The organism is Sneathiella glossodoripedis JCM 23214 (assembly GCF_000616095.1).
GTDB classification, from domain to species: Bacteria; Pseudomonadota; Alphaproteobacteria; order Sneathiellales; family Sneathiellaceae; genus Sneathiella; species Sneathiella glossodoripedis.
Genome location: NZ_BAMS01000007.1, coordinates 43,356 through 61,008, shown reverse-complemented (window position 1 = coordinate 61,008; position 17,653 = coordinate 43,356). Strand labels below are relative to the sequence as shown.

Here is a 17,653-nt window from a genome sequence, read left to right as displayed (position 1 = left end):
CCCAGTCGTAAAAAAACATAAGGCGGCCGAAGCCGCCTTAGTAACGCTAACTTATTTATATGCTTTCAGGATGGCTTCGCCGTCACTACCTGCAGACTGCTTCCAGTCTTCGAGCATTTGCGTGCCAATTTTTTTCAAGCCGTCCATCAATTCAGCGGAAGGTGTAACCACCGTCATGCCGTTTTCTTTCAGAATTTTCACTTTGGCTTCAGTTTCCGCCATGCTCATTTCCCAACCGCGTTTTTCAGCAGCAGCTGCTGCTTTCAACACTGCATCCTGGACATCTTTGTCCAGTTTACGAAATGCCCGCTTGTTCACAACAACGATATTTTTTGGAACCCAAGCCTGAATGTCTGTGTAATGTGACAGGAAGTCCCAAGCTTTTGAGTTGGCACCAGTTGAAGGCGACGTAATCATTGCTTCAACACGACCTGTTGAGAAAGCCTGAGGAATGTCAGGAACTGCGACCTGTGTAGGCGCAGCACCGGCTGCTTGAGCAAATTTTTCAAGTGTTGAATTATAGGTTCTGAACTTAAGTCCCTTTAAGTCTTCAACTGTTTTGATTTCTTTCTTTGTGTACAGCCCCTGTGGTGGCCACGGTACAGAGAAAAGTGGCATCATGCCCTGTTTATCCAACAATTTTTCGACAACAGGCTTCTGAGCCGCCCAAAGTTTCTTGGCGTCATCATAGTTGGTTGCCAGAAATGGCTGGGTATCTACACCAAAAGCAGGGTTTTCGTTGGTCAGCAGACCCAGAAAAAATTCGCCGATTGGAACTTGGCCGCCGCGAACCGCTTTACTAATTTCACCATGCTTGAATAGTGATGCTGCGGTGTGAAGCTTGATGTCAAGTTTGCCATCGGTAGCAACGGCTACGTCTTTTGCAAACTCACTGATATTGACCGTATGGAAGGTTTTATCCGGATATGGGGTTGGCATATCCCAGCTTTCAGCGCTAGCAGTTCCCGCAACAGCAATTCCCGCCGCGAAGCTGCGCCCGCGGCAATCATTTTAATCGTTTTCATGGTCCGACTCCCTGTCGTTTCTGTAATTAACGGAAAAACGATATAAAAACGTTGACGTTTTGTCAATGTTATTTTAGCGTCTGTGAATCAACGCCAAAAGGGAGATATAAAATGTGGCAGTTCTGGGTAGATCGCGGTGGCACCTTTACGGATATTGTGGCGAAAAAGCCGGATGGATCGCTGTTGTCTCACAAACTCCTCTCTGAGAACCCGGAGCAATACAAGGACGCAGCAGTACAAGGCATTCGTGACCTGTTGGGCCTTAAGCCTGGCGATCCCATCCCCGAAAACACCGTGCGCTATGTCAAGATGGGCACGACTGTCGCGACAAACGCGCTGCTCGAACGCGCAGGCGATCGTACGGTTTATGTAACGACAAAGGGATTTGGCGACGCATTGCGCATCGGATATCAGAACCGACCAAATCTGTTTGCCCGTCATATCGTTTTACCAGAACTTCTTTATGAGAGAGTTATCGAAGCAGATGAGCGCATTGATGCGGATGGAAACGTTATCCAGCCTCTCAACATAGAAAAAACACGCAAAAATCTTCAGGCTGCCTATGACGATGGCATTCGGGCTGTCGCTATTGCCTTTCTACATGGATACCGCTACCACGACCATGAAAATCGGGTCGCTGAACTGGCAAAGGAAATTGGCTTTACACAAATTTCCGTGAGCCACAAAACCAGCCCCCTCATGAAACTGGTCAGCCGCGGCGACACTACAGTTGTCGATGCGTATCTTTCACCCATTTTGAGTCGCTACGTCAATCAGGTAGCCGAAGAGCTTGGCACAAACACCAAGAGTGTTACACGGCTCATGTTTATGCAATCCAACGGCGGTCTGACGGACGCCAATCTTTTCCAAGGCAAAGACGCCATCCTATCTGGACCTGCAGGCGGCGTAGTCGGAATGACGAGAACGGCCGCAATGAGCGGCTTTGACAAGCTGATCGGCTTTGATATGGGCGGAACGTCCACGGATGTGACTCATTTCGACGGCGAATATGAAAGAAGCTTTGAAACCGTTGTCGCAGGGGTGCGTATGCGTGCACCAATGATGCATATCCATACTGTGGCTGCTGGCGGAGGCTCTCTATTAACCTTTGATGGAGCACGGTTCAGAGTTGGTCCGGAAAGCGCTGGCGCCAATCCCGGACCTGCAAGCTATAGACGCGGCGGACCACTTGCCGTTACAGATTGCAATGTCATGCTGGGAAAAATTCAACCTGACTATTTCCCCCATGTCTTTGGTCCCAATGCAAATGAAGCACTGGATCGCGATATCGTTTTAGAAAAATTCACCGCCCTTGCTGAAGAAATCGCAGCAACAACTGGTGCACAAAAACAATCCGCAGAAGAAGTCGCGGAAGGTTTCCTTAGAATAGCAGTTGAAAACATGGCAAATGCCATTAAGGAAATTTCTGTCCAGCGCGGTTACGACGTCACAAGTTATACGCTGAACTGTTTCGGTGGCGCCGGTGGACAGCATGCCTGTCTGGTGGCCGACGCACTGGGCATGACAAAAGTCTTCTTACATCCTTTTTCTGGCGTTTTATCTGCCTATGGCATGGGTCTGGCGGACATTCGTTCCATGCGCGAAACACAGGTTGAGCGCAAATTTAACAGTGACGCTCAGGCCTTATGCGAAGAATTGAGTCTACCCTTGAAAGAAGACGCAAAGAATGAAGTTGTCAAACAAGGAATAGAAGCCGATCACATCACATACAGTGTGAAAGTCCATTTGAAATACGATGGCACAGATTCCGCGATGCTCGTGGATCTGGCAACATCTGAAGAGATGAAAGATGCTTTCGAGCAAACTCACTTGCAGCGTTTTGGCTTCATTGCAAAAGACAGAAACCTGATTATCGAGGCGATTTCAGTCGAAGCAATTGGAACAACAGACACCGTTGAGGACCCTGAACATCCATTAGCCGCGGATATACAAGAGCCCGTTGCTATCGATAACGTCAAACTTTACAGCAATAGCGAATGGCGCACCGTACCGCTTTTTGATCGGGATCGATTACTGCCGGGTCAAAAGATAGCAGGACCTGCCATTATCATTGAAAAAACAGGCACCATCGTGGTTGAAGATGGCTGGCAGGCGTATCTGAATCCAAGACTGCACCTGATTTTGGATAGAGTTGTTGCTAGACCTAAAACCGAGGCTATTGGCACCAAAGCTGACCCGGTAATGCTGGAGGTTTTCAACAATCTTTTCATGTCAATCGCCGAGCAAATGGGCGCCACTCTGTCGAATACTTCGCAGTCTGTGAATATCAAGGAACGGCTTGATTTCTCCTGCGCCATATTCGATACCGAGGGTAATCTTGTTGCCAACGCCCCGCATATGCCTGTTCATTTGGGCTCTATGGGCGAAAGTATCAAAGCTGTAATTCGCGAGAATACAGGAAGCATGAAACCGGGCGACTTCTACGCCCTCAATGCCCCCTATAATGGAGGGACACATTTACCAGACGTAACAGTTATCTCGCCCGTTTTTGATGACGACGGAGAAAATATAATCTTCTATGTGGGCTCACGCGGGCATCACGCAGACATAGGCGGAAGGACCCCGGGCTCTTCTCCTCCGGATAGTACCCATATTGAAGAAGAAGGCGTCCTGATTGATAACTTCCTGCTTGTATCCGAAGGCCATTTCAGGGAAGCAGAAACACGTAAAATGCTGTCCAGTGGCAAATATCCATGCCGCAACGTGGATCAGAATATTGCCGATCTGGTGGCTCAAATAGCAGCCAACGAGACAGGTATTCGTGAACTGCGTAAAATGATCAATCATTTTGGAATTGATGTCGTACAAGCATATATGGGGCATGTTCAGGAAAACGCCGAAGAGACAGTCAGACGTGTACTTGACGTCCTTAAAGATGGCAGTTTTGAATACCACCTGGATACAGGTGCCGTCATTAAGGTTTCAATCAAGGTCGACAAACAAAGTCGAACTGCGACCGTTGATTTTACAGGCACCTCACCACAGGATAAAGGCAACTACAATGCGCCAAAAGCAATTAGTAAAGCAGCCGTCCTGTATGTATTCAGAACGCTTGTGGATGATCAAATCCCGTTAAATGAAGGGTGCCTGAAGCCAATTAACATTATTGTACCCGAAGGAAGCATGCTCGATCCAAAATACCCGGCAGCTGTTATCGCGGGTAATACAGAAGTCTCTCAATGTGTAACGGATTGCCTGTATGGGGCGTTGGGCGTTCTTGCATCCGCCAAGGTACCATGAACAACTTCCTCTATGGCAATGATCGATTGCAGAACTACGAAACCATTTGCGGTGGCACGGGCGCCGGCCCTGATCATCCGGGCACAAGCGCAGTGCATAGTCACATGACGAATACTCGCATGACAGATCCTGAAGTACTGGAATGGCGCTTCCCAGTCCGGGTAGAGGAATTTTCTATTCGGCGCGGCTCCGGTGGCTTGGGCAAATTCAACGGTGGCGATGGTGCAATTCGTCGCATGCGTTTTCTTGAGCCAATGACCATCACCTTTCTGTCGCTTCACAGGAATACGGATCCATACGGTTTAATGGGCGGCGGTGCCGGTGCCAGAGGTGAAAACTCTGTTATCCGTAAAGACGGAAAAGTTGAAATCTTAAAGGGCAATGATGAAACGGAAGTCGCCGCTGGTGACACTATTCTCATCAAAACCCCGGGCGGTGGCGGGTTTGGATCAGCATGACCTGAAGCAACTAAAGATTGCACATATAAATGAAAGAATTTTTATATTCAATCTTTTATATTAAAGAATATTAGCATACTCTCCACGCACTCAATTTGGGGGCGTGGAAAATATGTTCAAAACCAATGAAAGCACGGCAGACCGGATATTCAGAATAATACTCGGTCTGGTCCTTCTATCTCTCGTTTTTTTTGGCCCAAAAACAAATTGGGGTTATATTGGAATAGTTCCATTGCTTGTGGGAGTTGTTGGGATTTGTCCAGTCTATCGGTTGCTGGGTATCAACAACGCCCACAAACGAGAATTATGTGATTAGCTATGGCGCTATTTTACAGCACCACTTGCCAATAAAGCTTCGATTTCAGTTGAGGATAGACCAATGCTTTGCAGAACTTCTGCAGAGTTTTCGCCAACATGTGGGCTATAAGCCCCTTTACTTCCCTCTTCAAACCCATCGAAGCCTGGAATGCGAGGCAACGGAATTTGTCCGACACCATCCTGTTGTACCCATTGATAGCTACTTACAGCCTTAGCCTGTTCATCCTGCAGATAATCACTGTAGCTATGAATTGGGCTATGGATAATACCGGCTTCGTTTAAAAGTGCTGACCATTCTGCAGTTGTTTTTTTCAAAAACACTTCACGCAGTTCAATCATTAGCGGAGCTTCATTTTTCAGCCGCTTCTCGCGACTGTTATAATCCTCATGATCAATGAGATCAGGCCGACCAAGCACGTTGCAAAGAGACGCGTAATGGGCTTCACGCATCACAGCGATACCAATATAGCCGTCACTTGTTTCCATCGTTGCTGCCGGTACATAAAGCTTGCTTGGCTCGCCCCCTTCCAGATGGTGCTCAACAATTTTCGCACTCTGGAACGCGGCGGCGGCTTGCATCAGGCTGCAATCAATATAGGTGCCTTTTCCCTTCACACTCCGAGAAATGATTGCTTTGAGAATACTTTGATAAGCGAACATACCTGTCAGAAAGTCGATCACAACCATGCCGCATTTCATTGGCAGACCATTATCATCACGGGTAATTGACATCCAGCCTGAGTAGCCCTGAATAGCGCTATCGGTTACAGGGCGGTCACTATAGGGGCCTTCTTGGCCAAAGCCGGTAACAGACAGATAAATGACTTTTTCATTTTCTTTTTTAACGCTGTCGTAATCCAGCCCGAATTTTTTCATCACACCGGGACGAAAAGATTCCAGCACAATATCGGCCTCACTCGCCATTTTTTTGGCCAGCTTCAAGCCATCTTCGCTTTTCAAATCAATCGCGATTGATTTTTTCCCAAGATTAACGACAACGGAATGCGCGCAGTGATCCCCATAGGCCGTTCCAAGTGTGCGGGCCCAATCTCCATCATGGGGTTCAATCTTATTCACAGTCGCGCCCGCCTGCGCAAGCATCATTCCGGAATAGGGTCCGGCAACACCCTGGCTGAAATCAGCGACGACAAGACCCTCTAAGGCTTTATTATCATTCATTATTGTTTCCTCTTAAGCGGGAGTTTATGGCGTTTTTTGGCGCATTATGATCTCAACAACCGCATATGTCAGCAAAAAAATTCTTTTGTGCATGTTTGTTGGCGGATGATACGATTTTGGTAAGGATACAACCACAACTTCGGCCCACTACAAGTGATATTGATTAATCGTGATCCTTTCTCTACTGTGAGTTATCATTAATCAGAGGCTAAAAAAAATGTTCAGAAAGATAACTGTTTCCCTCGCCTGCCTGACTTTTTCCATTGTTCAGCCCCACATTGCTGCTGCTTCAGGGTTTGACAGCAAAAATCGACCATCGGAAATAATTAACCTTCTGCAAGACAGCCCCATAAAAGAAAAACTGAAAGCCTGCCTAGGACAACCGTTAAACAAAACTGATTTCTCAATCGGGCATAGAGGCGCAGCCAGAGGGTATCCTGAACATACGCTGGCATCCTATATTGCTGCTGCCGAGCAAGGAGCCGGTATCATTGAATGCGATGTCACCTTTACCAAAGACAAAAAACTGGTTTGCCGTCATTCGCAAGATGATTTGCATTATACAACCAACATTCTTGCGACCCCCCTGGCAAGCAAATGCAGCAAACCTTTTGAAAGCGCCAGCTCAACCGGGAAAGCAACAGCAGAATGCCAGACAACAGATGTCACATTGGCAGAGTTCAAAAGTCTCAGAGGCAAAATGGAAGGGGCAAACAAGCAAGCACAAACAGTTTCGGATTATTTGGATGGAATGCCGTCCTGGAGACAGAATTTAGGGGCGCCGGAAGGTGAAGAGGTGTTAAGCCACCGAGAAAGTATCGAGCTTTTCAAAAACCTAGATGTAAAATTCACGCCTGAGCTTAAGAAGCCAGCAGTTTCCATGCCATATGACGGATTTAGTCAACAAGACTATGCGCAGAAACTTATAGACGAATATAAGGAAGCTGGAGTTGATCCTGCAAACGTGTGGCCGCAATCCTTTCAATTGGAAGATATTTTATATTGGATAAAGGCAGAGCCTGAGTTCGGAAAACAAGCCGTTTATCTTGATGGCAGATACCGCAGCGGTATAAATCCTAATGATCCCGCGAGTTTCTCTCCTACCATGAGTGAACTCAAGGAGATGGGTGTTAATTATATCGCACCGCCCCTTTGGATGCTTGTTACTACCAAAAATGGCAAGATAGTCCCCTCCGCCTATGCAGAGGAAGCAAAGAAAGCAGACCTTAAGCTTATTGCTTGGACAATCGAGCGTTCCGGCAATATGGTGAATGGAGGCGGATGGTATTACAAAAGCATAAAATCTGTTGTCCAGAGTGACGCTGCAATTTATGACCTGCTCCATGTCCTTGCCAAGGATGTGGGCGTGAGCGGCGTGTTCTCTGACTGGCCTGCGACAACGACTTTCTATGCAAATTGTATGGGCTATTAGGAGCAGCTAAGGGTTTATGCAAAGCCTTGAAAACAGAATAAGCCCGCCAAAATCGAGCGGGCTTATTAAACATTTCAGAGAATTTATTTTACGCTTCTTTTGCTGATACGACACCACGTTTGAGCTGATCTCGTTCAATACTTTCGAACAATGCCTTGAAGTTACCTTCGCCAAACCCTTCTTCGCGCTTGCGCTGAATAAATTCAAAGAAGACGGGTCCAACCAATGTTTCAGAAAAAATCTGCAAAAGCAGCCGCGGATCGCCTTCAGTGGTGGATCCATCCAACAAAATGCCGCGCGATTGCAATGCTTCAACATCTTCACCATGATCGGGAAGCCGTTCCTCAAGCATTTCATAATATGTATCAGGAGGCGGTGTCATAAAAGGCACCCCTTTTTCTTTTAGCAAGTCCCATCCAGCTATCAGATCGTCACATGATAGTGCTACGTGCTGAATGCCTTCGCCATTATAAGCCATTAGAAATTCTTCAATCTGGCCAACGCCTGAGAGGCTTCTTCGTTTAGCGGAATTCTGATTTTACCGCATGGGGACGTCATAGCTTTTGAAGTCAGACCTGTATATTCGCCTTTAATATCGAAATACCGGATTTCCCGAAACCCGAATATCTTCTCATAAAAGCTGGCCCAATAATCCATCCGACCGCGATATACATTATGCGTCAAATGATCAATGACCTTAAATCCACAACCTTTGGGATGACGATCCACGCCATCCAGATAGACAAAATCTATGTCATAGATGGAACTCTCATCGCCATATCTGTCTATGAGATATAACGGGGCACCGCCAATTCCTTTCACAGCAGGCAGGCGAAGCTCCATCGGCCCGGTTGGAATGTCAATTGGCTGAGCCCCCTTTTCCAGTGCAAGTGCATAGGCCTTGTGAGCATCTTTAACCCGAAATGCCAGGCCGCAAGCGGAAGGCCCGTGTTCCTCGGCAAAATAGTAGGCTTGGCTGCCTTTTTCGTTGTTAATAATAAAATTGATTTCGCCCTGACGATACAGGCTTACGTCTTTGGATCGATGGACAGCGATTTTGGTAAAGCCCATCTTTTTAAACAGGGGTTCCAGAACGTTAGGGGTTGGAGAGGCCCATTCAACGAATTCAAAACCGTCAAGGCCAAGTGAATTTTCAAATAGATCAGTCATGCGTGACTCCGTCAAAAAACAAGTAAAGAATTGCAGCTAACGACAATTCATTGGCGGTGCACCTGATAGCCCCCTCACTGTTTTTCCCAGTCGCTCACCAACGGTAAGCGGTTGATGTCCAATTAACCTCATTGACGCGCCCTATACCTTCACTGTTGTTGATATATGGCGTTTCCGTTTATTTTCAAAACTGATCAACATTCGCTGATTTCCTTGCAAGTGTCAGTGCTTCTGTAATAACTGCACGGTCACCGATGTGATTTGCCAAAATCAGCACCAGTTTTGCATTTACCAATGTGCTCTCTTCTTCGGATAACCCCTCATGAAGCCTGAGCAGTTCTTCGTAAAAACCGTCGGGATCATTCAAGTTTGGAAATGTGTTCAGAGTTCCCATTGTCAGTTACCTCGCCCACTATATCGAGTGATGCGTTTAATTTCCTGAATTACCGCCTGCTCATCAAATTCAAGCCAGCGTGCCATAATATGCTGATCGGGTCGTAACAGATAAACGGCTGATTTTGCGTTCCCCAAATACCGTTGGCGAACGATATCTGTGGCTTCAATAATGAGGGATTTGATGCAGATTTCATTGACTTGCAACATGTCAGGTACTTTCGTGTTGATCGCCAACAGTTGAAAGTCATTTCCAACAAGATCGATCAGCCACTTTTTATCAACTGGGGCATCAATAGCAGGCGCCCCCGGACGAGTGATTGCCGGCATATCCGGGTGATCCTTCCCGGTCAAACTGCACTTATCATAAACGCTTGGAACAGACAGGCGGCCTGAATTTACCAATGGACGGGCAAATTCTGACTGTTCTGCCAATTCAAGTACCGCATTTCGGAAAATACCACTCATTTTCGATTTGGGTGTTATGAAATCCGTGCTGCGTGTCGAGTTGAGAATATTCTCACGCGCTGCCAAAACACGTTCTTCTACGTAGCTATCAAGCAACTCTTCAGGGGCAAGTTGATCCAGAACCAGTTTGAGTTTCCAGGCAAGATTATCCGCATCGGCAATACCGCTATTAGCTCCCCTCGCCCCAAATGGAGACACCTGATGAGCCGAGTCTCCCGCAAAAATCACCCTGTTGTGGCGGAAATTTTCCATTGCCCTGCATTGGAACGTATATATGGAGACCCACTCGAGATCGAATTTAACGTCATCACCTAGCATCTTCTGAACACGTGCTTTGACTTTTTCCGGTTTCAGCTCCGCCTCTTTATCAATGTCCCATCCCAATTGCAGATCAATGCGCCACACATTGTCAGGCTGTTTATGCAGCAAGGCAGACTGTCCGCGATTGAAGGGCGGATCAAACCAAAACCATCTTTCCGTTGGAAATTTGGCATCCATGACAACGTCGGCGATTAGGAAGTTATCTTCAAATACACGTCCCTGAAATTCCAGCGCAAGCATGGAGCGAACAGACGAAGCAGCACCGTCACAAGCAACTACCCATTGCGCTTGCATGGCATAGGCCCCTTCAGGCGTGTCTATCTGCAATATGACAAACTCATCTTTTTGATCGATTGACGTAACTTTATTTTTGCCCCTGATTTCAACAGGTTTTCCATCCGCTTTAAGCTTTTCCAATCGCTGCACAAGAAATGTTTCCAGATAGTATTGTTGAAGGTTAATAAAGGCAGGTCGCTTGTGATCAGGATCGGGAAGAAGGTCAAAATCATATACCTGACGTTCATCGAAAAAGACCTTACCCTTACTCCAGGTCACTCCTTTTTCAATGCATTGCTCCCCAACACCCAGTCGGTCCAGAATCTCTAGTGGTCGCTTGGCAAAACATATGGCACGTGATCCGAAACTGACTTTTTCATTGTCGTCCAGAACAACAACCTGGATATCTTTAAGCGCGAGGTCAATCGCAAGAGTGAGCCCGACCGGACCCGCGCCAATAATTATTACGGGTTTTTGAACTGGCGGATTTTCGTCCTGATCAACGGATCGCAAATAAGGGTATAGCGGCTCTTCAAAAATTTTTTTCACGTTTGCCAGCACCGGTTTAAGTCATTTTCAGCATTACACAGGTTAGTTACATTTGAAACCAAGTCAACTGTAAATTCCGGGCTGGAAATTTTAATCTCAGTAGGTCTCACGCTTTTAACGGTAGCTGTTTTCCACGATGATTAAGCGCTTCAAAAGCTCACTTGAAAATAGTATCAAACGTAATTAAAATCTTCAGCATCTCAAACTTCAAGGTTCGCCCATTGACCGACCAAACACAGCAGTCATCAAAAGACTTCAATCTGACCTCTTTTTTCCCTTACCTGGTAAGAATTTACTATAAAGCAGTCAGCAGTTCTGTTTCGGATCTATATGGCTCATTATTTGGTTTATCAGTATCTGAATGGCGAACGATGGCCGTATTGGGACCTCACGGGATCCTTTCCGCGAGTGAAATTGTTGAACGCTCCAGCATGGACAAAGTCAATGTGAGCCGGGCGATCAAGAAACTGCAAAAGACGGGATATCTTAAAAGAGACGTCGACGGTGATGATAAGAGAAAAGCCGTTCTTCGACTAACAGAAGAAGGGGAGAAGGTTTATCTCGCACTTATTCCAATGGTAATGGAACTGGAACAGGACCTGCTGGATGGATTGAGTGAAAAAGAAGTTGAGCAACTCAAATCCCTGATGGAGAAAGTGCGCCTGAACGCTGAAGCCTTAGGCAACATATCGCGGTAGGAAAATTTCAAAGCGGGTCCCCGCTCCCACTTTGCTCCGAACAGCGATATGACCGCCGGACTGGCGGACAAACCCAAAAACCATGCTAAGCCCAAGCCCACTCCCCTTACCCACTTCCTTGGTGGTGAAAAAGGGTTCGAAAACCTGTTTTAGATGGCTCTCCTGTATTCCGGACCCACTGTCAGCAACCGTCAGTTTCACGTAATCTCCAGACACCACTTCATTTTCATGGGGGAAATATTTCTCCCTTAAATGAATATTCTTGGTCCACATACAGAAACGACCAGCACCCGACATTGCATCGCGCGCATTAATGCATAGGTTAAGCAGACTATTATCCAATTGCCCCTGATCGATCAAACACTCCCAAAGCTCCGGGTCCTGAGTAAACTCAAGCTTGACACTCTCACCCATTGTGCTGCGTAAAAGCATGCTCATATTGTCAATGACGGCGTTCAAATTTGTGACAACCGGGCGAAGCTCCAATTTGCGTGAAAAAGAGAGCAACTGTTGGGTAAGCTCAGCGCCTCTGTTTGCAGCACGGTTTATGGCATTCAATCGCGGGCGGCACTGCTCGGCAGCTTCTTTATTCAACTCTTCGATAATGTCGATGTTACCCATGATTACCGAGAGAATATTGTTAAAATCGTGTGCAACCCCGCCAGTTAATTGCCCAACCGCTTCCATTTTTTGAGCTTGGCGCAGTTTTTCTTCCTGCAACCTCTGATCTGTTACGTCAATGCGTATTGTTGCCACATATCCGGATGGCATGACCTTGTTAATGACATGCAACCAGCGATCACCGTATTTTTGATACTGCTGATCAGATTGCTCTTCTTTCCAAAGCGACTCATATCGTTCGTTGACAAAGCCTTCGATGTCAGTTGGCATCGGATCGACAAGACCATATTTGACAAAATTGCGAACCAGATCTTTAAAATGCCCGCCTATTTCGGGCATTAAATCATAAAATTCCGGATACCAGTCTTTCCAGATAGAGTTTCCTAGAACACGTCTTCCCTCCTGATCCCAAAGGCTGAATGCAAAGGGCAGCGAGTCCACAATCTCTCTCAAGCGCCGTTCGCTCTCTCTGACTTCCTGTTCTGCCTGAACCCGTTCTGTTATGTCCATGTAAGTGGAAATAAATCCAACACCGGGCACATAATGACCTTCGACTTCAACAACTGTCCCGTCTGGACGAACCCTGTCAAAACGATGAGATTTAAACTCTTTTGCGAGCTCAACCCGCTCTCTTACCAATTCTTCAACATCACCCGGCCCATATTCACCGCGCTCAGCGTTATAGCGCATAAAATCTTCAAATGGCGTGCCTGCCTTACCCATGTCTTTTGGCAGGTCTAGCAAATCAAGACAGCGGTTATTGCTTAGAATAAGCACTAGATCCTCGTCATACAAGGACACCCCATGATGCATGGATTCGAGTGTAGCGCGCAAAATTCCGTTGCTTTTCTGCAGCTCAAGTTCCGATGTGATGTCTGTAGAAATGACCATTAAGCGAGGCCCTTCTTCAAACTCAATTAACGTTGGAATACTGAGTAACTGCCTTAAGCAGCCATCACCTTTTATGATTTCAACTCGCTTTGGTTCAATTTTTTTACCATGAAGCAGGGCTTCAGATGTATCTTTATAAACATTTGTTTTCACCCGGTCTGACATACCAAGCGATTGCTGCGCGATGAACTGTGATTTGGGTTTTTCGTGGAAATCACAAAAAGCCGGATTCACGTCCTCATAAATCTTGTCTGAAATATTGGTGATAGAAATAAGCGAAGGGCTTGCCTCAAACAATGTCTGAAAGCGATCTTCGGCCAGTTGGTGTCGATGCTCCGATCGGACCAATTCCCGAATATCGCGAAAACATCCTTGGAAACCAACGCAGACCTTACCATCATAAACTGGAGCAAAAGTCGCTTCGACGGGAATAAGGCCTCTTGTCCCGGTGAGGTAAATTCTCAGAGCGTCTGCTTTTTCCAGATTTTCAAACGCCTCCAGAAACCTGTCCCAATCGCGAGAGGACTCATCGCGGCAGGAAACGAATGCGGTGATTATTTCCCCTGCTTTAATCGCTGGATTGAATTTCTCAGAATTAACGACTGTTTGAATTTGTCCGGCCCTGTCTGCCTTCCAAAACAAATCTTCTGAAAACTGTAGTAGCGATAAAAAATCAGCTTCGATTACTGGCACTTAATACTTCCGTTACACTATTAATACTTTCTAATGCCGAATACATTAGAGAGTGAAAATTAACAAATTCATACCGAAACGTTATTGACGTTCGCGAGCAAGAATTTCTTCAACCATTTCCTGAACGGATAAAGCGGCCCTGAGCGGGGGCAACTGGTTTGGTTTGCCCGTGCATAGATTTGAGAAGGCATCCAGCATTCGAACATAACCATCTTCGCGCCGGTCTGGAATATGTTGAAGCTCCTCCTGCCACTGCTCCCCCGTCGTTGACTGAACATTTACCCAGTCATACAGACGCATGGAACTCTTGCTTCCCCATATTGTGAATTCAACCCTGTCCGGACCAACACCGCCGGAGCCTCCAACCAAGGATACTGGTATATCTTCTGCTACTTTCAGGTTTGCAGTAAAATGAGTTTCACACAAAATCGGATCATCCTGATACTTAACGGATGCATCCAATAGCGAGGCTTTACCAAAAAGCTTTTCGATCAAATAAACGTAGTGAGAGCCAACTTCACGTACATATCCACCTTCGGCCCGCTGTGAAAGCCAAGAGGCAGAGTGTTGCCAACCGCGTGGCCACCGCGCGAAATGAAGTCTCAGATCAACACTTTTTACATCCCCAATTGATCCGTTGGTTAATCTGGATTCAATCAGGTTAATAGCCGCGGAATCCGCGAAAGGAAAATTAACAGCATTCGGAACGCCATATTTTTCAACCTCTTCCACGAGACTACGACTATCGGCGATATCGACCCCTAATGGCTTTTCGCAAAACACGACCTTACCCGCTTTTGCTGCAGCGATTGCGTATGTGCGATGGGAAACCGGTGGGCTGGCGATGTAAATCACATCCACGTCATCACGTTCAATAGCTGCCATCGCTGATGTTTCTATCTCGATCGGCGCATATTCAGATGCCGTTTTCGCACAGGCTGTCTGATCAGGATCCCAGGCAACTTTTAGAGTAAAATCCGGATGCTTTGCCATATTTGTCAACATGCGCTGCCCCATTACACCCAACCCGATTATTGCCACAGACAAACCCATACTCTTAACCTCTCAGCAGGAAACACGTAAACCGTTCGGCATAATCCCGTTGCAACCCGCAAACTGCAAGAAAATAAAAACCCACAGTTCAATCATTTCGAATTGTGGAATTTTGCTTAGTTCGATGTTGAAACTAGCTTTTGTTCGAAATTACCTCCAATATGCGCACATAGGGTGAGTAATAAGAGGAGCAAACAAAATGTCCAATGAAGGATATCATGAGCCAGTTTCCGAACTTTCAAACGAAACCAGAGACATGCATCGGGCGATCATTTCTTTAATGGAAGAGCTTGAAGCGGTTGACTGGTACAATCAACGCGTTGATGCCTGTAAGGATCCAGAATTGAAAAATATTCTCGAGCATAATCGCGACGAAGAAAAAGAACATGCCGCAATGACGCTGGAATGGATCCGCCGCAGGGATCCAGTATTCGACAAGGAATTAAGAGAGTATCTGTTTACCGACAAACCTCTGGACCATGATTAAATGATAGTTTGATTTAAACATGCAGCCCCTACCCGTTCAAAACCCCTATTACTGCTCTAGCATGAAGTCTGAATAGGCGGTTTTGAACCCCAAAATATCTCGGCGCATTACTCAAACACAAAAGCGTTCCGGATAAATGGATATTAAAACCATTTGAGCTTCTTGAATAACAGAATTTGCGCAATAACCAGCGCTATCAATATTGCGCAGAAAATCCAGAATGAGGCTGTATTTTCAGCGCCTGGGATCCCGCCAACGTTAATACCCAACAAACCTGTTAAAAAACCAAGCGGTAGGAAAATTGCTGCAATTACCGATAATACATACAGATTGTGATTGAGTTTATTTGCCAAGATATTGGCAAGCTCATCCTTTACAACCTGCGCTCGCTCACGAATTGCGTCCAAGTCTTCCAGATATCTCGTAACATGGTTAAGTGCTTCCTGCAGGTGGCGCTTGTTCTGAGCATCTACCCACGACAAATCGGCAATTACGAGCTGACTGATGGCATCCCGCTGTGGGGCCATATAACGACGAAAAATGATTGCTTTTCGGCGAACATCGATAATCTGAGATCTCAAGCTCTGATCCGCGGTTTCCAGAATATGCTCTTCGATATTGTCCGTTATTTCGTCAAGTTCAGTTAAAACAGGCTGCATGCGTTCAAATAACCGAGACGCTAGCTGTGCGATAAAATCTCCACAGTTTTTTGGTCCCCGCCCCTCATCTATTCGCTCGGCCAGATCCCACACCGCTTTCAGACGACGTTTGCGGACGCTGATTATTCTGTGATTATCAGCATAAAGCCGTATTGAAACCATATCTTCAGGACTTGCATTTTCGTTCAGATTTACACCCCGCAGAATTAGCAGCACACCATCGCCTATTTGCGTCATTCTGGGGCGGGTTTCTTCTGCCAGCAGCGCTTCGGTCACAAATGGGTCCAGATAGGAAAGTTCTTTTTCAAGCCAAGAACGAGTATCCGGATGGTTGGCCTCCAGATGTACCCACGCCAGCTGGTCATCTTTCAACTGTTGAGCAATCTCTTCGCCAGCAATCTTACGACCACCGCCTTTACCATCGAACGCGTATGAGAGTAGCACTTGGTCCATGACCTAGACATCCTTGCTTTTAATATGAACGTCCCGCTGCGGGAATGGAATTTCAATATTGTGTTCCTTGAATTTCCGCCAGATCGCCCTCATTACATCACTTTGCGGCTCAAACCGGCCTTCCGTTACGTCATCCACCCAAAAATATAACAGGAAATTTACTGAACTATCGGCAAATTCTCTAAGGTAACATTGCGGTGCGGGATCTTTGCTGCATCTTTCATTTTCTGTTGCAGCCTGTAATATCAATTCTCTAGCAAATTCAATATCGGAATTGTATGAAACCCCAATCAGGATTTCCACACGTCCTTTGGGATTTGTAAAAGTCCAGTTAGTTACTCGGTTGGTGATAAAATCCTCATTAGGGATCATCTCTTCCTTCCCATCGAAGCTTTCGATCAGAGTATATCTGGCTCCCGTCTGGCGAACGAAACCGTATGTGCCCCCGCTAAGTTCAACGAGGTCTCCCTCCTCCACTGATTTTTCAAACAGCAGAATAATACCGCTAATAAAGTTTGAGGTGATTTTTTGAAGGCCAAATCCAATACCAATACCAACAGCACCACTGAAAATGGCAAGGGCTGTAAGATCGATACCCAGAACATCAAGGATAAATATAAAAGCGACAAAATAAACGGCAATCTGAAAAATTTTAACGATGAGGCTTTGTTGCTCGCGCGGATGCCGGAGATCGACTTAATTCGTGTTTCTCCAAACTCGGAGATAATCCCTGTCAGCCAAAATAGGATAACTGTTGCGATAAGCCCTTTGACGATTAAATAGGCTGAAACTTTTGTATCCCCAAATTCAAACGTCAACAGCGCGGATTCAAGAAATTTTTTAACGGGCCGCAATTCGTCTACCTGATCCAATGAAAAGAAAGCGATCACAAAGATAACCAGTAGCAATTTTGCTATCCAGCCACTCGGCTTTAAGACAACTGCCCAGAATTTCGTAGCTGCGCTCACAATATCCCCCAAATTTATTTACCAGCATCTTATCGCATCCGCTTGATATTGCGAATATTTTTAAAGAGGAAATGCGATGGTTTCTAACGCTAAGGCCTACAACGCCCCACGAATTAAATGCAGATGATACATAAATTATCTGGAGTATCTGTATATTAATTATTTTCTAATATTTAAATGATCTAAATACGTAATACTAAAGTATGAATCGCAATTAGGAACAGAACAGCAGTTGCCCCTCATCCCATTTTATATGTCTGCAATCGCTGCTTGGGTATTT

12 protein-coding genes and 3 pseudogenes are annotated in these 17,653 nt (G+C 46.1%); 5 read left to right on the top strand and 10 right to left on the bottom strand.

All coding sequences use genetic code 11. The annotated features are described in order from the left end of the window. Positions 1–51: 51 nt before the first annotated feature. Positions 52–978 (bottom strand): TRAP transporter substrate-binding protein, encoded by a 927-nt coding sequence (locus JCM23214_RS17575; RefSeq protein ID WP_037493951.1) that lies wholly within the window; start codon positions 976–978, stop codon positions 52–54. Positions 979–1,136: 158 nt separating this feature from the next. On the opposite strand from JCM23214_RS17575, the pseudogene JCM23214_RS21680 reads away from it, so the two are divergent. Together JCM23214_RS21680 and JCM23214_RS17565 are read left to right on the top strand one after the other, a co-directional pair. Further along, positions 1,137–4,744, top strand: a pseudogene (locus JCM23214_RS21680) (hydantoinase B/oxoprolinase family protein). 112 nt (positions 4,745–4,856) lie between these two features. Continuing rightward, a complete protein-coding gene (locus JCM23214_RS17565; RefSeq protein WP_025900082.1) occupies positions 4,857–5,060 on the top strand; it encodes a YgaP family membrane protein in 204 nt (67 codons plus the stop codon). Positions 5,061–5,068: 8 nt separating this feature from the next. Here JCM23214_RS17565 and JCM23214_RS17560 read toward each other — a convergent pair whose 3' ends face one another. Beyond that, a complete protein-coding gene (locus tag JCM23214_RS17560) occupies positions 5,069–6,241 on the bottom strand; it encodes a CaiB/BaiF CoA transferase family protein (RefSeq protein WP_025900081.1) in 1,173 nt (390 codons plus the stop codon). A gap of 217 nt (positions 6,242–6,458) precedes the next feature. On the opposite strand from JCM23214_RS17560, the gene JCM23214_RS17555 reads away from it, so the two are divergent. Further along, a complete protein-coding gene (locus JCM23214_RS17555) occupies positions 6,459–7,673 on the top strand; it encodes a glycerophosphodiester phosphodiesterase family protein (RefSeq protein WP_025900080.1) in 1,215 nt (404 codons plus the stop codon). Between the two features lie 88 nt (positions 7,674–7,761). Here the strand turns inward: JCM23214_RS17555 and hppD are convergent. From hppD to JCM23214_RS17540, 3 genes and pseudogenes are all read right to left on the bottom strand, one after another. Further along, positions 7,762–8,843 (bottom strand): annotated as a pseudogene (hppD, locus tag JCM23214_RS21675) (4-hydroxyphenylpyruvate dioxygenase). A 184-nt stretch (positions 8,844–9,027) separates the two neighbouring features. After that, positions 9,028–9,237 (bottom strand): DUF2783 domain-containing protein, encoded by a 210-nt coding sequence (locus JCM23214_RS17545; RefSeq protein ID WP_025900079.1) that lies wholly within the window; start codon positions 9,235–9,237, stop codon positions 9,028–9,030. Between the two features lie 2 nt (positions 9,238–9,239). Then, the gene (locus tag JCM23214_RS17540; protein WP_025900078.1) at positions 9,240–10,850 is read right to left on the bottom strand and encodes an FAD-dependent oxidoreductase; all 1,611 of its coding nucleotides are present in this window, start codon (positions 10,848–10,850) and stop codon (positions 9,240–9,242) included. A 221-nt stretch (positions 10,851–11,071) separates the two neighbouring features. Between JCM23214_RS17540 and JCM23214_RS17535 the strand changes: the two genes are divergently transcribed. Beyond that, positions 11,072–11,548, top strand: coding sequence for a MarR family winged helix-turn-helix transcriptional regulator (locus JCM23214_RS17535; protein ID WP_037493973.1), 477 nt, complete (start codon positions 11,072–11,074; stop codon positions 11,546–11,548). Here JCM23214_RS17535 and JCM23214_RS22900 read toward each other — a convergent pair. Together JCM23214_RS22900 and JCM23214_RS17525 are read right to left on the bottom strand one after the other, a co-directional pair. Beyond that, on the bottom strand, positions 11,528–13,753 hold the full coding sequence (locus JCM23214_RS22900) for a PAS-domain containing protein (RefSeq protein WP_025900076.1): 2,226 nt from the start codon (positions 13,751–13,753) through the stop codon (positions 11,528–11,530). The two genes, JCM23214_RS17535 and JCM23214_RS22900, sit on opposite strands and share 21 nt — an antisense overlap. Before the next feature lie 81 nt (positions 13,754–13,834). Next, positions 13,835–14,806 carry a Gfo/Idh/MocA family oxidoreductase gene (locus JCM23214_RS17525; RefSeq protein WP_025900075.1) on the bottom strand — a complete coding sequence of 324 codons (972 nt, stop codon included), beginning with the start codon at positions 14,804–14,806 and terminating at the stop codon, positions 13,835–13,837. Positions 14,807–15,005: 199 nt separating this feature from the next. Here JCM23214_RS17525 and JCM23214_RS17520 point away from each other — a divergent pair, with 199 nt between their 5' ends. Beyond that, positions 15,006–15,293 carry an encapsulin-associated ferritin-like protein gene (locus JCM23214_RS17520; protein WP_025900074.1) on the top strand — a complete coding sequence of 96 codons (288 nt, stop codon included), beginning with the start codon at positions 15,006–15,008 and terminating at the stop codon, positions 15,291–15,293. Positions 15,294–15,436: 143 nt separating this feature from the next. On the opposite strand, the gene JCM23214_RS17515 is transcribed toward JCM23214_RS17520, so the two are convergent. From JCM23214_RS17515 to JCM23214_RS26875, 3 genes and pseudogenes are all read right to left on the bottom strand, one after another. Next, complete coding sequence (locus JCM23214_RS17515) at positions 15,437–16,405, bottom strand: zinc transporter ZntB (RefSeq protein WP_025900073.1); 969 nt, start codon at positions 16,403–16,405, stop codon at positions 15,437–15,439. Positions 16,406–16,408: 3 nt separating this feature from the next. Continuing rightward, positions 16,409–16,777 (bottom strand): mechanosensitive ion channel family protein, encoded by a 369-nt coding sequence (locus tag JCM23214_RS26880; protein WP_051548241.1) that lies wholly within the window; start codon positions 16,775–16,777, stop codon positions 16,409–16,411. 12 nt (positions 16,778–16,789) lie between these two features. Further along, positions 16,790–16,999: pseudogene (locus tag JCM23214_RS26875) on the bottom strand (mechanosensitive ion channel domain-containing protein); the annotation flags it as partial. Positions 17,000–17,653: the final 654 nt, after the last annotated feature.

Coding starts and splice junctions, on each gene's coding strand:
- JCM23214_RS17565 (WP_025900082.1), top strand. CDS start 4,857: ATGTTCAAAACCAATGAAAGCACGGCAGACCGGATATTCAGAATAATA.
- JCM23214_RS17560 (WP_025900081.1), bottom strand. CDS start 6,241: ATGAATGATAATAAAGCCTTAGAGGGTCTTGTCGTCGCTGATTTCAGC.
- JCM23214_RS17555 (WP_025900080.1), top strand. CDS start 6,459: ATGTTCAGAAAGATAACTGTTTCCCTCGCCTGCCTGACTTTTTCCATT.
- JCM23214_RS17545 (WP_025900079.1), bottom strand. CDS start 9,237: ATGGGAACTCTGAACACATTTCCAAACTTGAATGATCCCGACGGTTTT.
- JCM23214_RS17525 (WP_025900075.1), bottom strand. CDS start 14,806: ATGGGTTTGTCTGTGGCAATAATCGGGTTGGGTGTAATGGGGCAGCGC.
- JCM23214_RS17520 (WP_025900074.1), top strand. CDS start 15,006: ATGTCCAATGAAGGATATCATGAGCCAGTTTCCGAACTTTCAAACGAA.
- JCM23214_RS17515 (WP_025900073.1), bottom strand. CDS start 16,405: ATGGACCAAGTGCTACTCTCATACGCGTTCGATGGTAAAGGCGGTGGT.
- JCM23214_RS26880 (WP_051548241.1), bottom strand. CDS start 16,777: ATGATCCCTAATGAGGATTTTATCACCAACCGAGTAACTAACTGGACT.